The 18,323-nt window shown below is 63.1% G+C and carries 24 protein-coding genes; 12 read left to right on the top strand and 12 right to left on the bottom strand.

The genetic code is table 11. The features are described from left to right. Nucleotides 1–47: 47 nt before the first annotated feature. From X265_RS04250 to X265_RS04235, 4 genes are read right to left on the bottom strand one after another with little or no spacing between them, the layout of a single operon-like run. Complete coding sequence (locus X265_RS04250; RefSeq protein ID WP_244659446.1) at nt 48–3,203, bottom strand: efflux RND transporter permease subunit; 3,156 nt, start codon at nt 3,201–3,203, stop codon at nt 48–50. Next, a complete protein-coding gene (locus tag X265_RS04245) occupies nt 3,200–4,276 on the bottom strand; it encodes an efflux RND transporter periplasmic adaptor subunit (RefSeq protein ID WP_128963770.1) in 1,077 nt (358 codons plus the stop codon). Before X265_RS04245 ends, X265_RS04250 begins: the two co-directional genes overlap by 4 nt. Next, entirely contained in the window at nt 4,273–5,388 is a 1,116-nt protein-coding gene (locus X265_RS04240; RefSeq protein ID WP_128963769.1) for an efflux RND transporter periplasmic adaptor subunit, read from the bottom strand. The genes X265_RS04245 and X265_RS04240 overlap by 4 nt, the downstream gene beginning before the upstream one ends. After that, nucleotides 5,385–6,164 (bottom strand): sensor histidine kinase family protein, encoded by a 780-nt coding sequence (locus X265_RS04235; RefSeq protein WP_244659445.1) that lies wholly within the window; start codon nt 6,162–6,164, stop codon nt 5,385–5,387. The genes X265_RS04240 and X265_RS04235 overlap by 4 nt, the downstream gene beginning before the upstream one ends. A gap of 195 nt (nt 6,165–6,359) precedes the next feature. Between X265_RS04235 and X265_RS04230 the strand changes: the two genes are divergently transcribed. After that, nucleotides 6,360–7,013, top strand: a complete 654-nt coding sequence (locus tag X265_RS04230; RefSeq protein ID WP_128963768.1) for a TetR/AcrR family transcriptional regulator — start codon at nt 6,360–6,362, stop codon at nt 7,011–7,013. Nucleotides 7,014–7,043: 30 nt separating this feature from the next. Here the strand turns inward: X265_RS04230 and X265_RS04225 are convergent, their stop codons facing one another. Further along, nucleotides 7,044–7,481, bottom strand: coding sequence for a hypothetical protein (locus X265_RS04225; protein WP_244659444.1), 438 nt, complete (start codon nt 7,479–7,481; stop codon nt 7,044–7,046). Between the two features lie 479 nt (nt 7,482–7,960). Here X265_RS04225 and X265_RS04215 point away from each other — a divergent pair, with 479 nt between their 5' ends. From X265_RS04215 to X265_RS04175, 10 genes are all read left to right on the top strand, one after another. Next, entirely contained in the window at nt 7,961–8,161 is a 201-nt protein-coding gene (locus tag X265_RS04215) for a hypothetical protein (RefSeq protein ID WP_128963765.1), read from the top strand. Beyond that, on the top strand, nt 8,158–8,313 hold the full coding sequence (locus tag X265_RS40310) for a hypothetical protein (RefSeq protein WP_164938417.1): 156 nt from the start codon (nt 8,158–8,160) through the stop codon (nt 8,311–8,313). The genes X265_RS04215 and X265_RS40310 overlap by 4 nt, the downstream gene beginning before the upstream one ends. An 18-nt stretch (nt 8,314–8,331) precedes the next feature. After that, nucleotides 8,332–8,550 (top strand): hypothetical protein, encoded by a 219-nt coding sequence (locus X265_RS04210; protein WP_244659443.1) that lies wholly within the window; start codon nt 8,332–8,334, stop codon nt 8,548–8,550. A 40-nt stretch (nt 8,551–8,590) separates the two neighbouring features. Further along, on the top strand, nt 8,591–8,890 hold the full coding sequence (locus X265_RS04205) for a hypothetical protein (protein ID WP_128963764.1): 300 nt from the start codon (nt 8,591–8,593) through the stop codon (nt 8,888–8,890). 51 nt (nt 8,891–8,941) lie between these two features. Beyond that, on the top strand, nt 8,942–9,511 hold the full coding sequence (locus tag X265_RS04200; protein WP_244659442.1) for a PepSY domain-containing protein: 570 nt from the start codon (nt 8,942–8,944) through the stop codon (nt 9,509–9,511). 241 nt (nt 9,512–9,752) lie between these two features. Next, nucleotides 9,753–10,361, top strand: a complete 609-nt coding sequence (locus tag X265_RS04195; protein ID WP_128963762.1) for a sll1863 family stress response protein — start codon at nt 9,753–9,755, stop codon at nt 10,359–10,361. A gap of 431 nt (nt 10,362–10,792) precedes the next feature. Then, complete coding sequence (locus X265_RS04190; RefSeq protein ID WP_128969133.1) at nt 10,793–11,338, top strand: sigma-70 family RNA polymerase sigma factor; 546 nt, start codon at nt 10,793–10,795, stop codon at nt 11,336–11,338. Beyond that, nucleotides 11,335–11,982 (top strand): ChrR family anti-sigma-E factor, encoded by a 648-nt coding sequence (locus X265_RS04185; RefSeq protein WP_128963761.1) that lies wholly within the window; start codon nt 11,335–11,337, stop codon nt 11,980–11,982. Before X265_RS04190 ends, X265_RS04185 begins: the two co-directional genes overlap by 4 nt. 82 nt (nt 11,983–12,064) lie before the next feature. After that, nucleotides 12,065–12,649 (top strand): RNA polymerase sigma factor, encoded by a 585-nt coding sequence (locus tag X265_RS04180; RefSeq protein WP_128963760.1) that lies wholly within the window; start codon nt 12,065–12,067, stop codon nt 12,647–12,649. A gap of 20 nt (nt 12,650–12,669) precedes the next feature. After that, entirely contained in the window at nt 12,670–12,972 is a 303-nt protein-coding gene (locus X265_RS04175; RefSeq protein WP_128963759.1) for a hypothetical protein, read from the top strand. A gap of 103 nt (nt 12,973–13,075) precedes the next feature. On the opposite strand, the gene X265_RS04170 is transcribed toward X265_RS04175, so the two are convergent. The 4 genes from X265_RS04170 to X265_RS04155 all read right to left on the bottom strand — a co-directional run bounded on the left by X265_RS04170 (nt 13,076) and on the right by X265_RS04155 (nt 15,208). After that, entirely contained in the window at nt 13,076–13,702 is a 627-nt protein-coding gene (locus tag X265_RS04170; protein WP_128963758.1) for a hypothetical protein, read from the bottom strand. A gap of 12 nt (nt 13,703–13,714) precedes the next feature. Further along, the gene (locus tag X265_RS04165) at nt 13,715–14,035 is read right to left on the bottom strand and encodes a hypothetical protein (RefSeq protein WP_128963757.1); all 321 of its coding nucleotides are present in this window, start codon (nt 14,033–14,035) and stop codon (nt 13,715–13,717) included. A 243-nt stretch (nt 14,036–14,278) separates the two neighbouring features. Further along, a complete protein-coding gene (locus X265_RS04160) occupies nt 14,279–14,494 on the bottom strand; it encodes a hypothetical protein (protein ID WP_128963756.1) in 216 nt (71 codons plus the stop codon). A gap of 525 nt (nt 14,495–15,019) precedes the next feature. Beyond that, the gene (locus X265_RS04155; protein ID WP_128963755.1) at nt 15,020–15,208 is read right to left on the bottom strand and encodes a hypothetical protein; all 189 of its coding nucleotides are present in this window, start codon (nt 15,206–15,208) and stop codon (nt 15,020–15,022) included. Between the two features lie 359 nt (nt 15,209–15,567). Here X265_RS04155 and X265_RS04150 point away from each other — a divergent pair, with 359 nt between their 5' ends. Continuing rightward, nucleotides 15,568–16,332, top strand: coding sequence for an EAL domain-containing protein (locus X265_RS04150; RefSeq protein ID WP_128963754.1), 765 nt, complete (start codon nt 15,568–15,570; stop codon nt 16,330–16,332). A 58-nt stretch (nt 16,333–16,390) separates the two neighbouring features. Here X265_RS04150 and X265_RS04145 read toward each other — a convergent pair whose 3' ends face one another. The 3 genes from X265_RS04145 to X265_RS04135 all read right to left on the bottom strand — a co-directional run bounded on the left by X265_RS04145 (nt 16,391) and on the right by X265_RS04135 (nt 18,229). After that, a complete protein-coding gene (locus X265_RS04145; RefSeq protein ID WP_128963753.1) occupies nt 16,391–16,885 on the bottom strand; it encodes a TspO/MBR family protein in 495 nt (164 codons plus the stop codon). Nucleotides 16,886–16,887: 2 nt separating this feature from the next. Beyond that, a complete protein-coding gene (locus X265_RS04140) occupies nt 16,888–17,289 on the bottom strand; it encodes a DUF2177 family protein (protein ID WP_128963752.1) in 402 nt (133 codons plus the stop codon). Nucleotides 17,290–17,422: 133 nt separating this feature from the next. After that, nucleotides 17,423–18,229, bottom strand: a complete 807-nt coding sequence (locus tag X265_RS04135; RefSeq protein WP_128963751.1) for a DUF1295 domain-containing protein — start codon at nt 18,227–18,229, stop codon at nt 17,423–17,425. Between the last annotated feature and the right edge of the window lie 94 nt (nt 18,230–18,323).

The raw sequence follows: 18,323 nt of genomic DNA, 5'->3' as shown, positions 1-18,323 counted from the left end.
CGTCGGGCAAAACAGGCGCATAATAGGAGAATCGGAGCCGCTGATGGTCAACCGTCAGCCGGTTCCGGAACAGGGGCTGGCGCGCCATGCCCGGCAAAAGGCTTCGGCGAAGCAGCACCGCACGCTCCTTCCATGATTTCCGGAGTCGATGCTTCATCGCTGAACTCTGGATGAATCCTGAACCACGCGACATACAGCGCCGGCAGGAACAGTAGCGTCAGCAGCGTGCCGACGATGATGCCGCCCATCATGGCATAGGCCATCGGGCCCCAGAAAATCTCGCGCGCGATCGGAATGAGCGCGAGACTTGCCGCGGCGGCAGTGAGCAGGATCGGCCGCATGCGATGCTCGGTTGCTTCCACCACCGCATCCCAGGCGGGCCTGCCCTCTTTCTTCAGATCCTCGATCTGCACGATCAGGATCACGGAGTTTCGGACCAGGATGCCGATGAGGGCGAGCACGCCGAGGATGGCGACGAAGCCAAGCGGCGCGCCGCTCGGCAGCATGGCCATGACGACGCCGATCAATGCAAGCGGCGCGACCGCGAACACCAGGAACAGGCGTGAGAAGCTTTGCAGCTGCACCATCAGCACCGTGGCCATGACGAACAGCATCAGGGGCACGACCGCGATGATCGGCCCCTGGCTCTTGGCGCTTTCCTCGACTGAGCCGCCAATCTTGATCGGGTAGCCCGCGGGCAGCTGCTTGGCAAATTCCGCCACCTTCGGCGCGAGCTGGTCGACGACCGTCTTCGGCTGAACGTTGCTGACCACGGCGGCCTTCAGCGTGATCGTCGGGATTCGCGCGCGACGCCAGATGGTGGGCTGCTCCAGCTCGTAGCGCAGATTGGCGACGGCCCCGAGCGGCACGGATTGGCCGCCGAGCCCGGTCATCTGCAGGTCGCGCAACGTGTCGATCGAGGCGCGCTCCGGCGCGGTCGCGCGTCCCGTGACGTTGACGAGATAGATGCTGTCGCGCACCTGCGTGACCGGCGAGCCTTGGAGCACGGAGTTCAGCGTGGTGGCGATGTCTTGCGAGGTGACGCCGAGCTGGCGCGCCTTGTCCTGGAGCACATCGACCTTGACGACGCGCGCCGGCTCCATCCAGTCGAACACCACATTGCCGAGGTCAGGACTGCTGCTGATGACGCCGGCGAGCTTCTGCGAGAGATTGCGGACCTCGGCGATGTCGGGGCCGCTCAGGCGGTATTGCACCGGACGTCCCACGGGCGGGCCGACCTCGAGCAGCTTGACGTAGGTGTCGGTGCCCGGGAAGGTCTTCCTCAAGTAATCCTCGAACTGCGCCTTAAGACGGTCGCGTGCAGCGATTCCGCCCTTGGTCACGATCACCTGCTGGCCGAACCAGGCGTTGGCGGTCTGCAGATCGAACGACAGCACGAATCGCGGCGCACCGGTGCCGACATAGGTCGACCAATGCTCGACCGAATCGTTGTCCTGCAGCTGCTCGCGTTCGAAGCGCGCCATCTGCGTGTTGGTCTCACTAATCGAAGCGTTCTGCGGCAGGTTCCAATCAATCACGAGCTCGGCGCGGTCCGAGGACGGGAAGAACTGCTGCTGCACGAACTGCAAGCCGAACAAGGCGAGCCCGAAGGCGCCGGCCGTCATCGCGATGGTGCTCCAGCGATGATGCATGCAGAACAGCAGCAGGCGCGCGAATAGCTGCCCCACGCGGCCCTTCTGCTCGTGATGTCCCTTCAGCTTCGCAGGAAGGATGGTGACGCCGAGCAGCGGGGTAAACAACACGGCCACGAGCCACGAGACGATCAGCGAGACCGCGATCACCACGAACAGGGTGAAGGTGAACTCGCCGGCGTTGCTGCTGTTGAGCCCGATCGGGATGAATCCGGCGACGGTGACCAGCGTCCCCGTCAGCATCGGGAACGCGGTGGACGTATAGACGTGGGTTGCCGCCTTTTCGAGGGGATCCCCGATCTCGAGCCGCGCCACCATCATTTCGACCGCGATCATCGCGTCGTCGACCAGGAGGCCGAGCGCGATGATCAGGGCTCCCAGCGAAATGCGTTGCAGCGAGATGCCGCAATAGGCCATCACGACGAAAGTGATCGCGAGCACGAGCGGGATGGCAATCGCCACGACGAGGCCGGCCCGCAAGCCGAGGCTCAGGAAGCTTATGCCGAGCACGATGATCACGGCCTCGAACAGTGCTTCCGTGAAGCCAGAAACCGCATGCTCGACCACGACGGGCTGATCGGCCACGAGGTGGACGCCGACGCCGATCGGCAGGTCGGCGATGATCTTCGTCATCTCCTGCTTCAGCGCTTCGCCGAACTGGAGCAGGTTGGCTCCGGACTTCATACCGATCGCGAGCGCGATGGCGGGCTCACCGTTGTATCGAAACAGCGTAGACGACGGATCTGCGTAGCCGCGCGTGACGGTCGCAACATCGGTCAGCGGGAAGAAGCGGTCGTTGATGCGCAAATTGACCGCCTTCAGGCTCGCCTCCGACGTGAACTGGCCATTCACACGGACGCTGATCCGCTCCGGCCCTTCCTGGAACACGCCGGAGGGCGCCACCGCGTTCTGGCCCTGCAGCGAATTCATGATGGCGTGGACGTCGAGGCCGAGGGCGGCGATCTTGCGGGTGGAGAATTCGAGGTAGATGACCTCATCCTGCGCACCGAGAATATCGACCTTGCCGACATCGGGCACGGTCAGCACCTTGGCCCTGATATCCTCGACCTGATCGCGAAGCTGCCGCTGACTGAGGCCGTCGCTGGTGAAAGCATAGACATTGCCGAAGACGTCGCCGAAGCGGTCGTTGAAGCCGGGTCCGATCACGCCTTGCGGGAAATCGCCCTTGATGTCCGCGATCATGTTGCGGACGCGGACCCAGGTCGGCTTCACGTCCGCCGCCTTGGTCGAATCGCGCAAGTAGACGAAGACGGTGGTCTGGCCCGCGACCGTCACGCTCTTGGTGTAGTCGAGCGATTCGAGCTCCTCCAGCTTCTTCTCGATCCGGTCGGTGACCTGGCGGGTCATCTCCTCCGGCGAGGCGCCCGGCCATTGCGCCTGGATCACCATGGTCTTGATGGTGAAGTCAGGATCTTCCTGCCGTCCCAGCTGGAGATAGGCAAACAGGCCGGCCGCCATGAAGGCGATCATGAAATACCAGATGAGCGAGCGATGGCCGAGCGCCCAGTCGGAGAGGTTGAACGACTTCATGGCTCCTGGTCCTGTTGAATGCGGACGTGCTGTCCGGGCTTGAGGCTGTGAACTCCGGCGGTGACGACGCGGGTGCCCGCGGCAAGCCCGCCTGTGACGCGGATGCCCGCCGGTTCGGCGACACCGTCGATCTTCTGCAGCGACACGGTGCCGGCGGGCGGATCGACCACCCAGACGAAATCGCCGCCGTCCCTGGTGAGCACGGCCGATGCGGGCAGTCGCAAGACCTTGCTCTGGTCCTTGCCGGGCTTTGCCGTGACAGTCGCGCCAAGACGGAAGCTTTCGGGCGGATCATCGAGCGCGATCCGGACCCGTCGCAGCCGCGTCACGGCATCGGCTTGCGGCGCAATCTCGCGGATCCTGCCCTCGACCTGAACAGCAGGAAGAAGCTGCAGGCTGACGGTGAACGGAAGACCAACCTCGAGCGGCGCGGTGAGGTCTTCCCCGATATCGACGACCGCCTCCCTGACGTCCGGGCGCGCAACCGTCAACACGGTTTGACCGGGCGAGACCACCTGACCGACTTCCGCACCAACGGCGGTGACGACGCCGCCGAAGTCGGCCTTGATCCGGGCATAGCCGAGCTGCTCGATCGCCTTGGTCAGGCTCGCCTGTTCCTGCGCGACGTTGGCTTCCGCGCCCGCGCGCGCCTGCTCGGCATTGTCGAGCGTCTGCTTGGTGGTCGCATCGCTGGTGATCAGCGTGCGTTGCCGCTCCTCGGTGGCCTTGGCCGTCGCAAGCTTCGCCTCGGCCTTCGCCAGCTGTGCCCTCGCCGCACGAACGGCGAGATCGAGCGCGGTAGGATCGATCGACCCGATGATTTGTCCTTCGCTGACGATGTCGCCAACGTAGACAGGACGCGACGTCAACCGTCCGAGCACACGAAAACCAAGGTTGGTCTTGTAGCGCGGCTCGATCACGCCGACGGCAACCGAACTGGGAGCATTGTTCGGCTCCGCCACCATCGAGAGCACGGGGCGCACGGGCTCCGGCGCGTTCGTGTCCTGCTGACAGCCGGTGAGCAACGTGGCCGTCGCGAGGGTGCCGGCGATCGCGATGACTTGGCGCTTCATGACCGGCCTCCCTCTTCAGTGACGGACTGGCCGAGGCTCAAAAGCTTGCCGCCGTCGACGACGACGCGCTCGCCGGGGTCGAGGCCGGCCTTGATCAGCACCTGGCCGGCTTCATAAGCGCCGACCGTGACGGGCTTCAGCGACGCGGTCTGCGTTTTCGGATCGACGGTCCAGACCGCAGGCTTCCTGCCTGCCGCCATCAGCGCGCTCCATGGCAAGGCAATCTCGTTCTGCGCTTTCGCCTTGACCGTCCCCGCGACGGCGCTGCCCAGCGTCATCTGAGCCGGCGGGTTCTCGATCGACACCTTGACGCGGATCGTGGAGCTCTTCGGGTCGATGACGGGTGAAATCTCTCTCACCTCGCCCGTCGCTGCCACGTCGGGATCCGAGAGCAGCGCCAGCGTGACGCGCCGGCCGTCGGCCTGGCCGAGGAAGACAGACTCGTAGACCTCGAAGACGGCATCCCGCTCCCCATCCTGTGCAAGCGAAAACACGGGTTGGGCGGCAGGAACGACCTGACCGACCTCGAGACTTCGCGCTGTGATGACGCCATCGGCCTCGGCGCGCAGGACGGTATAGCCCAACGCATCGCGCGCGGTGCCGAGCTGCGCCTTGGCCGCTTCCAGCACGCCCTCCGTCGTTCGTAGTCCCTCCTCGGCCTGGTCGTAAACGGTCCGGGTGGTGAAGCCGCTTGCGATCAGCCCTTTCTGCCGCTCGAACGTAGCTCTCGCCACGCGCAGCTGGGCTTGGGCTGAAGCCACCGCCGCGGTCGCAGCATCGACATCGGCCTGTTGCTCGGCTGGATCGAGCCGGGCCAGGACGTCGCCCCTGTTGACGTGAGCACCAACGTCCACGGCGCGGGCAATCACGCGTCCGCTGACGCGGAACGAAAGATCGGCGTGGAAGCGCGCCTGAACCTCGCCCGTCAAGGTGATGGCGGCTTGCCGGTCGCGCGGCTGCACGATCATGGTCCGGACCAGCGCGGCGCGCATGGCGGTCGGCGCCGCGTGATCGTTGCAGCCGTTCAGGGCAAGGCCGACGAGTGCGGTAGCCAGGACCAGCGCCTTCGCACATCGCCTTTGACGGATCGGATTGGACCACTGATTTGTCATGACGCGTCCATTGGATGAGAAAGCGACAACAGGGCGCCAAGCGCATCTGGGGAGCGCAGGGAACGGAGGGCCGCGGCATTTGAACCGGCGGCTCTCGTGCGGCGCGGAGCCCTCATCTGGCGCGTTGCGATTGACCAGTTCGCCCCCCGTTCGCGTTCCGTCAGCGGGAACGAGAGGACAATCGAGGTGAATTCGGCGCCGAAACCCTGCTCGATCCGGCCGCCGAGCGCCCGCGCGATATCCCTCACGATTCGCAATTCGCGGTCCGAAGTCTCCCGCGCGGGACGCCAGCCGTTGTCCAGGATCACGCAGTTCACCAGCGCGCCGTTGCGCGTCAGCTTGATCCTGATCTGCCCGGCGCGGGCGTCGAAGCAGGCGTGTCTTGCCGCGTGCATCACGAGCTCATGAACGATCAACCCCAGGTGCCAGCAGCGCTCCGGCTGAAGCGCGAGGGATTGGGTCGCGAGGGCCAGAGGAATGTTCATCCGGTCCAGAACCGCGCGGCGCATGCCACAGCCCAGTTTGCGAATGTAGCTCGCGGCTTGGATCAGCGTTTCACCCGCCGGCATGGCCAACGCACGATGCACATCGGCATAGCCATGCAGCAGCTCGACGACATCGCGGAGCGCACACTTGGCTTCCGTCCCCTCGACCCGGATGGCCGCGGCGGAGACAAGATCGATGGCGAAGGCAACACCGTTGGTAACCCTGCGGTTCAGCTCTCGGAGCAGCACGCCTTCCTGCAAGGCGGTCGGGGTTGGACTTAAGGCAGTCATTGACATTCTCCTCATTCCGATCGGGATCGACCCAAAACGTGTGCGCTCCCGGACCGGAGCGCCCGCGAAGCTCGCGAAAAGCAAAATCCGCAAATTAATAAACTATACCGTATATTTTCTTTTTCTTGCCTTTCTTCTCTGAGCATGTCAAGTGGGAAAGCGAAGCGCACAGACTCGTGATTTCGGAGATCAAAAATGAAGAAGACGAAGCGAGGCAGACCGCCCAAGGATCTCGCTGGCGACGCACAGGCGCGCATTCTCGATGCGGCCCAACAGCTGTTTCTGGAGAAGGGCTACCGCAGCGCCAGCATCGACGACATTTCCGAGCTCGCCCCTGCGAGCAAGCCGACGATCTACGCGCATTTCCCCGGCAAGGAAGCGCTGTTCGCGGCGGTGGTGGCCCGCACCATCGATGGATTGACGGACTTCGAGGGCTTCTCGCCCGAGGGCCGCACCATCGAGGATAAGTTGATGAGCCTCGGCACCGCCATCGTCGAGAGAGTGGTCGAGGAATCCTTGGGCATGGTGCGCGCCACCATCGCCGAGTCGCAGCGATTCCCTCAACTTAGCCGCAACGTTCACGACGCCGCGCGCGATCGCTCCCTGGCCGCGGTGTCCCAGCTTTTGGACGATGCCACGCAGAAGCTCACTCGCACCCCGAGGGGGCCCTTCAGCGCGAAGCGAAGCCGGGCGACAGCTCAGATCTTCCTGGACCTGATCCTGCTGCCGATGCTGTTTCGCTCGCTCGTCGGTGAAACCCCGAAAGACCTGAAGAAGGAGCTTCCGGGCTTCGTACGCGAACGCGTCGGCTTTTTCCTGGCAGCCTGCGAGACCGACTGGCCGCACTAGCGCTACGGCTGAGAGTCGTTGGCTGACCTTTCACTGCGCCGGAATGTTCATCAGCTCGCGGCGGCAGGCCTCGCCGAAATCGCGCAACGGATCCATCTCCTCGATGAATTTGGGGAGATCTACGAAGGTGCGATTTGGCGACAGATATGTTTCGATGATCAGGTGCCCGGCTCGCTCGGCGGCCTGGACGACCTCGGTGCTCGACAAGATCCGCATGCGTCCGACCAGCGTATAGAGGCTGACCAGTTGCGGGATTTCGGCCTGATCGTTGACCAGGGCCTCGGCATAGAGCCGTGATGCCTCCTCGATGAAGCTATGGTACAATTGTTCGCGCCTTGAGAACGAGCGGGCATGATGAAGCTCGCGACGCCTTCGGCGTCCGCTGAACCATCCACTGACGATGGTCGAGAGCGCGCCGAACGCAGAGCCGCCGAACGCAGCCAGGGCCGGTATATACACCGTGGTCATAAGATCGCTCCTGTCTCCTGTCGCAGTGCGATTGTGGCTCAAGGCAGCGCCTCGTCACATCACGCCGCAACATCGCTCCTTATCTGCCCCTGGCCGAGCCGGTGGCGGCATGATCGAACACCGCTTTGCACGCCTCGCTCAGATCCGATTTCCTCTGCCGCAAACAGACCTCCACTCCCGCGGGGTCGGGAATGTAGGCACTGCAAAGACGAAAAGCGTCGGGCGTACAGGCCGCCCGCTGCTCCGCTGTGCCCCGGTTCTCCTGGGCTGATGCTGCCGCGCTCCCGAGCGCGACCACGACCGCTGCGAACAGCACCTGCGTCCACTTCCTCATGTCAGATCCTTTCTCTTTCGGTTGGCCGAGGCGGAGCCTCGCAGTCTTGATCCCGCACACGCGCTTGTGACGCACTGGTCTTGACTCCGGCCAGGGCGCGTGATTTATATGAACTATACGGTGTATTTTATTAAGGAGACGCGGAATGTCAACACTGCTGTTTGCATTGATGCGCGAAAATCCGTTGCCCGGCCTCGCCGCTGCATCGCTGAACGTGATTGTCGCGTTGTGCCTCGTGGCACTGAGCCTGCTGCTTGGCATCACGATCGCGATGATCGCGTGGGCACATTCCCTCGCCACGCGCGAGCCCGCCCCGGTTCGACTGCAGCGGAGGACGGTCGCATGACGCCGGTTCTGCTGATTGCCCGCGGCTGCATCATCTACTGGATCAACGTCTGGATCGCGCCGGTCGAATGCGTGTTCGACGCGATCGAGACCGAGCTCGCCCGCAGAGGCGTTGCGCCTGAGGATTTCGACCGCCTGTCGCAGGCGGCGTGAGACGGCGAGCATCCTGACATGCTGAACTTCGTCGAAGTCTTTGACGTAATGGAGGTGAATCCATCCAGCGGAGAGACCGTGTGGACCGGCGTCACCGGAACAAGGGCGGCGCTGGAGCGCGACGGCTTCATGATCCATCCGAAAGCCGGCGCCTATTGTCCGGCGGAGTGGCTCGACAAGGGCGGCTATCTCGACGCCAAGCTCGCGCGCCGGCACCCGCGCCCCTGGAGTATCTGACGATGAGGCGGAGTCCCATCGTTGCCGGGAGCGAGGCGCTATGAGTCGGCGATCCGCGATGTTCATGCGGGCGAGGCAGCCGCTCGATAGCGCCCTCCCCTTGCGCGGCTACTTCCTTTGGGTGGGTGGCGTGCTGGTCTGTTTGCTTTGGGTGGCGAACTGGGTCCTGCCGGCGCAACTGCCGGGTCAGTCTTCCGAGCCAGATCCCGCGCGGCCTCAGATCCGCATCCACTCCGACGTGAGGCTGCCGGAGCGCGTCGTGATCGATACCCATCAGTCGCCGCCTGCGCTCTCCGACAAGGAGATCGTCGTCGCTCACGCGCCCATCGCAAGCGATTGACCAACCAGACCGAGAGATCCGATGTCGAAGCACCATCTGTTTGCCCTGATCATGTGGTCCGCGACGCTCGCCGCGACCGCAGCCGTTGCCGATGTCCAAGCTCCCGCGGATGTGGGCACCCGAACCGCCACTACGCAAAGTGAAGCAGAAGAGGCCGCTATCCGCCGCGTTCTCGCGGAATTCCGCACCACACGCATCCCGCTCAGCCGGGCCATGGCGATCGCCGAACGCCTGCACGACGGCTCGAAGACCGCCGACATCAGCTTCGAGATCGACGGCCCGCCCATTTACCGCGTTCGCACGATCCGGAATGAGCGCGTGTGGGAGAACACCATCGACGCAAATACCGGAAGCATCACGGGCAAGGAGATAACCTCGTCGCTGAAGGAGCTCGATCGGGAGGACCTCGCCAACATCCTTGCCCTGAAATGGATCAAGCAGGAATTGGCGGATGCCGTGCAGGTCGCCGAGAGGGCGGCGGCGGGCAGCGCGCTGGCCGGCGGTTTGATGCGACAGGACGGCAAGCTCAATTTCGTCATCGTCGTCGCCGCCGGGGATCATCTGAAGGAAGTGATGCTCGAACCGCCGAAAGTCGGCAAGCAAAACTCGGCTCGTCCCTAGCACGAGGATCAAGACCAGTGCGCGATCTCACCGTGAACTTTCAGCCTCGATCAGTGCTCTCAACCGCATGGCGGGTGCCGAAATGTCGAGGCAAACGAGCGGTGATGATAGGGCAAGGACCTTTCCCCATCTGCCGGCCTGAAGGATGCGACATCGGACGACAAGGAAAGGTTGAGCCAAGTCAACGCGAGCGAGGCCGCGCTCGGGGATCATCCAGTTCGAATAGTCAAAGGAGACCGTCATGTCGGAGCAAAGCAGCGTGCATTTCTACCTGAATTGGGCCAAGGAACGCATCGACGAGATGGATGCCGCACTCGCCTCGTTTGAAGTCAAGGCGGGCGAGGCCAAGGCCGAATCCAAAGTCAAGGCCGAGCAGATCATCGCCGACTTGAAGAAGCGCCGGGACGAATTCCAGGTTCAGCTCAAGGCGCAAGCCGAGGCCGGCGAAGCGGCCTGGGCGCGCGGCAGGACCGAACTCGAGAAGCAATGGGACGGCTTTGAAGCGCAGATGAAGACCTACTTCGAAAGCGCCGGCAAGCAGTTCGAACAGCAGCAAGCGACCTTCAAGGACATTGCCGCCGCGCAGGGAAAGGCCTGGCGCGAGGCCGCCGACAAGTTCCGCGAGGCGGCCGGCAGGGTCGCCGCAGCGCATGCGGGCGACCTGGAAGCCGCCCTCAAGCAGATGAAATCCGATGCGTCCCAGGCCGAAGCGCAACTGCAGAAGCTCAAGCAGGCCGGCAGCGAGTCCTGGTCCGTGCTGAGCGCAGCGCTCGCGGAATCCCGCAAGGCGTTCGATCAAGCCAATCAGGCAGCCTGGAATGCACTGAAGGGCTCCGGTTCGAAGAGCTGAGCGCCGTCTGGTTTGCGGTCGGGGTCCGGAGAGAACCAATCCAACTCTCCTGACCCCTCAGGTCCTCTTGCTCCACGCCGCCGCGCTCGCCGGACGTGCATTTTATGCATTAACGCCGCGCGGCTATCAGTCAAAACAAAAACCGACAAGCATCAGCAGGACCTTGAAATGGTGGCCGCAGGGGGGCTCGAACCTGGGGCCGGTCTATTGAGAGGCAATCGCCTTGCTGCCTTCCGGCAAGCCCGGGAACTTTCGGGGGCAAGTGATCCATCGCCCCCTGCCATACGTTCCAAACGCGAGAAGCTGCTTGTCGAGCCACCATGGTCGCTGCTATCCGAGCTTTAACTGTGCCAATCCGCGCCAGGGCCGGCGTGCCTCGCGGAATTGTCGCGCGGCTGTCGACCAGTGCGAGCAAAGGGCCGAAGGCGAAGGTGGACTGGGCTGATTTGATCGGACGCGTCGCCTCTTCCGGCGACAGGGAGGCATTCAAAGGCCTATTCGAGCATTTCGCGCCTCGCATCAAGGCATTGATGCTGAAGGCCGGATGCAGCGCCGACGAGGCCGAGGAGATCGCCCAGAGCACGTTGATCGCCGTGTGGCGGAAGGCGAGCCAGTTCGATCCGTCGACATCGGGAGCCGCGGCCTGGATCTTCACGATCGCGCGGAACTTGCGGATCGACATGTTCCGCAGCAAGGCGCGGGCAGACCGCGTGCGGGGCGTTGCCGAGCTGCCGGATACGCCCGATCCCGCCGAACCGGTCGATGCGGTCCTTTCGCGCGTTCAGGATGCTGCCCGGATCACGTCCGCCATCGAGCTATTGTCGGCGGAGCAGTCCAGGGTGGTGAGGCTGTCCTTCATCGAGGAAAGGCCGCATCCGGAAATCGCTGCCCTGCTCGGAATTCCGCTGGGAACGGTGAAGTCGCGCATCAGGCTGGCGATGAACCGCCTGAGAGAGCTATTGGACGAAGAAGCATGACCATCAGCCATCATCCGCCGGAAGATCTTCTGGCCGACTTTGCCGCCGGCAGGCTGGAAGAGGCCCACCATCTGGTCGTGGGGGTGCATGTCGCAGAATGCGCAGGGTGCGCCCGGTTCGTGCGCGCGATGGAGCAGCTTGCGGGCTTGGCACTCGAGGAGGTCGCTCCGGTGCCGGTGGCATCGGATGCATTCGAGCGCGTGCTGGCCCGGATCGACGACGCGCCCAAACCGAGAGCTGCGCCGCCCTCGACCGAGACGTTCGGAATGGTGCGAGACGTTCCACCGGCGCTTCGAAACTACAGGGTCGGTAAGCCAAGGCGCGTTGCGCCAGGTCTGAGCATGCGGCCGGTCGAGCTGTCCGGCGCGGGCAAGGCGCGGGCCTTCCTGCTGAGGTCCGCGCCGGGCACGCGCATGCTCGAACACACGCACACCGGCACCGAGTTGACGCTCGTGCTGGAAGGCAGCTTCAGCCACGAGGGCGGCCGTTTTGGTCCTGGCGATTTCGACTATGGCGACGACGAGGTCGATCATCGCCCGATCGTCGGCGACGAAGGCCCGTGCCTCTGCCTGGTTGCGATGACAGGTGATCTGCGCATGAACGGTCTGCTTGGCCGGCTGATCGGGCCGTTCGTGAGGCTTTAGATCCCTCTTCAGTCCTTCTTCCCCGGGGTGATCCAACCGCGATCCCCCAGCGTTTCAAAGCCGAACGCAAGGGAGACGGGACATGGCCTGCTCACGTCGGGCAACACAGCCACAGAGCGACGGATTGCCCGAACTGCTCGCGCGTGTGTCACGCGGGGACGCACGCGCTTTCTCGGCGCTGCACATGATAACGCGCGGCAGACTGCGCAGGACCGCGCTCGCCGTCGGCGTACCGCCGCACGATATCGAAGACGTCCTGCAAGAGAGCTATCTGAAGATCTGGCGCAACGCCTCCCGGTTCAATGCCGAGCGCGCTCCGGCGATGGCATGGATTTCCGCGATCGTGCGCAATACCGCGATCGATCATCTGCGCGTCAGAAGATTGCCGACTGACGCGTTCGATGAGGCGCTGTCGATTGCGGCCGCCGAGAATCCATCAGCGAGCGACGAGCTCGACTACGCCCGCGCCGAACCCATCGCCTTTGGCGCACTGGCTCGTTTGCCGGAAGATCGCCGCGCGCTGGTGGCGCTCGCCTATCTCGAAGGCGAGAGCCGAGCCAATCTGTCACGGCGCTTCGGCGTGCCGGTGGGGACGATAAAGACCTGGCTGCACCGGGCTCTCCTGACAGTCCGCAAGGACTGCCTCGCCGCATCCGGCACCGCCTGATGCTGAGGGAAACCCCGGCCTTGACCGCCGAGATCATCGAATTTCCACTGCGCAGGCACGACGACAGTCTTGTGTCCGCGGTCATCAGGCTCGAGGAGATCGTGCGAGAGATCGAACGCATTGCGATCGAGCAGCCTGCGGATGGCTTGCATCACCTGCTCACCGTGATGGAGCATTTGGGCGACAGGCTGGTCGAGACGTCATCGCTATTGCTGGACCACGATGCCAACGGCCGAATGCAGACGGCCTTCACGTTGCTATGCGAGAAGATCGCGGAAACCAGGGAGGCATTGGGTGAGCTTGGGAAACCTCTGCATCCATGACGACGCCGGCGGCAGCCCCCGCCGACGGCAGTGGGAAAGCGGGAGTGTCCCGAAAAAAGGCCCCGCTGCACGGGGCCTTTGTCTTGTCGAGACCGACGGAGAGCTAGCGCCGCGCTCCGGCGCCGTAAAGCTCGCGCTCGCGCCCGATATCCTCCGGAGACAACGGCGGGCTCGCGGCATCGAAGTCGGTCCAGCCGGACTTCTGCCAAGCCGAACTGCGCTGCTGGAGGTCAACGGACCGCTCATGGAGAAGGGCATCGAGACGCGTGCGATCGTTGTCGGGCACCTTCGCGGTGACGAGCGTGCCACCGCGGCGAACGCCTTCCGCGTAGCGCGAAGCGTCTTCCTTCGAGACGCCGGCTTGGGTGAGTGCGCCGACGATACCGCCTGTGGCAGCGCCAGCGGCCGCACCGGCAGCCGTGGAGGCGAGCCATCCCGCAGCCACGACCGGACCGAGACCCGGAATGGCCAGGAGACCCAAGCCAGCGAGAAGGCCCGCCGCGCCGCCGATGCCGGCGCCGATGCCGGCACCCGCACCGGCGCCTTCAGCACGATCGTCGACGCCGTCGCGGTCACGGTCGACTTTACCGCTCCGTGATCCGTACCAATTGTCGGAATTGTTGGCGACGATGCTGATGTCGGAGTGCGGCACGCCGGCGCTCTCGAGCCGGGTGACGGCCCGCTCGGCGTCGGAATAATTGTCGTAAAGACGAGAAATGGTGGTCGTCATGCTATCCGCTCCTTATTTCGTGGAATTGACCTTGCCCTGGAAGTCAATGCTGACGTCTGTCTTGGTGCCGGCCTTGTCGGCCTTGCCGCGCCAGACGCCTTCGTTGTCCTTCTGCAGGCCGGAGACGTTGGAATATCCCGCCTCCTCGATCCGCGATTTCGCCTGGCCCTCGGTGAAGCTGTTGCGGCCCGCGACGGGAGCGTTCGCATTGTTCTTATCGGAGCTGTTGATGGCATTGTTGCCAGGCCCGCTTTGCGCCGGCTGCGACTGGGCGCCCGCGGGCGCCGACGCGAGCAGCAACAGGGTTGCGGCCAGCAAAGTTATACGTGACATTTCTTTGTCTCCTGCAAGTGATTGTGCCGGCGACAACAAGCAGGATTCGAATTGGTTGCTAGTGCGCAGAGACGCGGAATGCCGCATCACCCTGTGATCGGCGATTATTTGCCGAATATTCTGATTGCCTTCCGAACCCAAAGGCCGCACTCGACGGCGTGCGCGGTCGATTGACGAAGGCCGCTCAAGCCGGATCCGGTCCTCTTCACCGGCCTTCACCCGAGGCAATGCTTTCGCTGTGAGTCAGGGCTGCAGGAGGGAGAGCAGTCTTTGGCGGTCTTGATCGCGCAGGCGCTGGCGTTCACGCAGCCTTTCCAGTTCCCTTTCAGGGCCGGAAGTATTCTGACCTTCCCGTTTCAAGTCGAGAACCAGCCGCTCCTGTTCTGCCAGTTGGCGCTCTCCTGCAACCACCTCTCGCTCAACTCGGCTCAGTTCGTCATAGATCGAAGCTCTGTCCATCGAACGATCCTCGGTGATGGATCAACCCGATCCGCGTTTCGTCGTTCCTCTGGTTTTTGCCAGTTCTTCCCGATAGCTGTCATTCGCTCGTAGCCTAAAGCCAATAACACACAGCCGGTCTTGCATCTCGACGCCTAACAATTTCCGCGCACAAGCTGCAACGCACATCCCAACCAAAAATCACCCAATGAAGCTGCCAGCCTCCAGACGCGGTGGCGACCCCGAAACGAGGAGAATTCGGCAATGCAGGATTTCGTGGTTATTGATCCGACGGGAGTATTGTGGCGCATCGGGCAAACTATCGCAGACGCGCATCAAAAAACCTCTGGATGACTGCGGCTTACCTTGCAGGCCAGAAGCAGACATCAAATGAGGAAAGGTGCAGGGCCTCGGTCGGAGTCCCTGGAGGTGTCTCGCCGCCCCTCTTAGGTACGAGCAACGAGACGCGCCTTCGCCTCGTACGTGAAGGCACGCGGTCGTTTTGGAAACCTCGTGCCGGGAGGCCGCGACGGGTCCGCTGTGGATTTAGTCTTTCTGCTTCTCGCCTGCGCTTTTTCCATCCGAGCTTTTGGAGCGCTCCTCGAAACGATCAGCGCCCTTAGCCAGATCGTGCCCCATCTTGCTCTCGTTTTTTGCTTCTTCCTTGGAAGCTGCTTGGCGCAAGCCTTCTGCGGCCCGCTCTCCCGCTTTTGATGATTTTCGCTCGTCGTTCATTGTGTCCTCCCTGATCAATGCGCTTTCCAGGAACTGCCGGTCCTCAGCTTGAGGTGGACCAACGTGCCAATCAGATGGCCCAAATATCGTTCCAAGTTCCACGGTGCTCTCAACCGGAACGCGTCGATCTCAGCCACCGTTTGGCGAAGGAGTCCTTGAGTCATCGGCACGAGCTCTCAGTTGAGAAACCCCCCGGCGCACGCCTTCAGCATCCCCAACTGTTCACTTTGGAACACTCGCGAAGGCCCAGCTGTCCGAGCTACGCGGTCGCCATACGTCACGGCCGGGTCGGGTCACCACGCAAGTCGTTCCTTAACCGCTACTTCCTATTGTCTTTCGATTGAGCATTGGGGGAAGGCATGGCTGCAAGGTGCTTGGGATGTGCAAATGGAACCGAATTACGGTTCGCCTTCAAAATGGCTTTCCAGCCGATCGTCGAGGTCGCGCAGGATCGAATTTGGGGTTACGAAGCACTCGTGCGCGGTCCGAATGGGGAGAGTGCGCACAGCGTTCTGAGTCAGCTGACCGATGATCAACTTTATCGGTTCGATCAGGCTGCTCGCGTGATGGCGATCGAGACGGCGGGAAAGCTGTTTCACGACCCGGCGGCACGGCTTTCCATCAACTTCATGCCGAACGCCGTCTATGAGCCGCGGGCGTGCATCCAGAAATCGCTTGAGGCAGCCAAAAGAGCCAACTTCCCTCCTCACAACTTGATGTTCGAATTCACCGAGAACGAGCGGATGAAGGATCCCGCACACGTGGAAAACATCGTTGCCAGTTACAAGAAGCTCGGATTTTTGACGGCGCTGGACGACTTTGGGGCAGGCTACGCGGGGCTGAACCTTCTTGCGCGCTTACAACCCGATCTGATCAAGATTGACATGGAGCTTCTCAGAGACATCCACCTCAGTTCGTCCAAGCAGGTGATCGTGTCTGGTATCGCGTCGATCGCTCGGCAGCTTGGGATCACAATACTTGCGGAGGGCGTTGAAAGCGAGGCTGAACTGACCGTGTTAAGGGCTGCGGGGATCACGCTCTTCCAGGGCTACTACTTCGCGAGGCCAGCGTTCATGTCTCTGCCTGCCATCGCGAACCTGGGTGGACGGCTCGCCTCCGGTTGAAGCCACGAGAGAGAGAGGCACCTCCAACGCCAGCTTTCTCGCAAATGGCGCGATTCATCTAGTTGAGCAGAAGAAGCGAGAGATTCAGCAGCATCGCGAACGCGACCCAGCCGGCATAGGGCAGGAAAAGCAACGCCGCCAGCCGGTCTGCGCTCCACTGCCGCCGGACGAATGCGACGATGGCGACGAACATCGCAATGATCACGCCGAGTGCGATGTCCATGCGATGAAGCGAAAAGAAGATCGGCGACCAGGCGAAGTTCAGGATCATCTGAACGATCCATATCTTCATGGCGGCGCCGCGCGGCCCTGCCTCGAAAGTGCGATATCCCGCGACGGCAATGAGCAGGAACAGGATGGTCCAAACCGGGGCGAAGACGGCATCCGGCGGATTGAAGGGCGGTTTGGTCAGTGCGGCATACCAGGCCCCGGGCCGGTTGAGCACACCGATCAGAAGCCCCGCGGCGGGAACGAGACAGAGAAACGCGGCGCGGTGATACCAATTCCCGCTTTTGCGGCCTTGCTCCATCGGCGGCTTGGCTGTGGCGCTCATGATCAGGACGTCATCCTTTGAACGACGAGAAAGCCAGTCCAGGCGCTGACGCCGGCGAGAACCGATCCCCAGCAGATGTCCGCCACCGACAAGCCGGTCGACCAGCTTCGCAGCGTTGCTTGATTGGTCAGATCGTAGGTCGCGTAGGTGAAGCAGCCCAGCAGCGCACCGGAAGCGAACGCGCGCAGCGCGCCACCGTCCTGCTGCGCGGGCAGCACCGCGAACCAGATCAGCCCGGCGGGATAGGCCATATAGAACACCGCGGCAGCGGCCAGATTGGGTTCGGACCGCAACATGTCGCCGAGCACCGGCCGATAGAGCCTTTCGACCATGGTCCTGAGCCAGATCATGTCGAGACCGACGAAGGTGATCGCGATCGTGAGATACGTGAAGACCAAATTCATACGGCGTTCCCTTCCGCGCTCTCAGTCGCCAGCCTGACGAGGGTTTAACGGCCCGCAGGTCGAAACGGATCACCCTACCCGGCGCATTCGCTCTTGCCGCTCGCCAGCATATCGCCTGGCCTCGGAGCGCCGATCACTGCAGCGGCTGTCTGGGCGGCCACGGGAAGAACGCGTTGGTTCTGGCCTGGTACGCGCGATAGCGCTCGCCTCGCGATCGCAGCATCTGTTTCTCGAGCGGCGGGATGCCGGTCACCTTCACGAGGATCCAGTACATGATGGCTGGCGCGGCGATGCTGGCCCACCCCCAGGGGTATTGAGGCGACAGCGCAATGACAGGGTAGGCCAGCCATCCCAGCCACTCGAAGAAATAGTTCGGATGGCGTGACCAGCGCCAGACCCCGGTATCGCAAATCAGACCGCCTTCGGGATGCGAGCGCTTGAAGCGACGCAATTGCTCGTCGGCGATGGCTTCGCCGATGACCGCTGCCAGCATGATGAGCGCTCCGGCATAGTCCTGCAGTCCCAGGCCGGGGCCCGGAGCGTGCGCGGCGAGAAAAATGGAAAACGGCAGCGGGACCGAAGCCAGCGCCTGGGATTGCAGGAAAAAGAACATCCGGCGTGGCGCTGCGGAGCCCCATTCGCGCGCGTAGTTGGCATAACGCGGATCATCGAGACCTGCGGCGGAACGACGCGCAATGTGCGTCCCCAGTCTTGCCGACCAGCACAGTACCAGCCCTGCCACGAGAACCCGGCGAGCCGACGACCCATCGTCGAGAGGCCATAGGGCGACAACGGCGCCGACCAAGCCGACCGAATAGGACCAGATGGCGTCCACCCAGCCGGAATTGCCCGTGCGCTGTTGGACGATCCAGGCCAGCGCCATCAACGCGGAAAGAGCCAGAGCAATGCCGGCCACGGTCTGAAAGTACGGGACAAGCATCCTTCACCGGCGCTGTTTTCCGTTGATACGTCTAACCTATGCACCGGTTTCATCGTCGGCTCCAAGCCAGCCCGAGGGGCACGGTGATCCAAGC

Source organism: Bradyrhizobium guangdongense, assembly GCF_004114975.1.
Taxonomy (GTDB): Bacteria; Pseudomonadota; Alphaproteobacteria; order Rhizobiales; family Xanthobacteraceae; genus Bradyrhizobium; species Bradyrhizobium guangdongense.
This window is presented reverse-complemented; position numbering and strand designations above follow the sequence as displayed.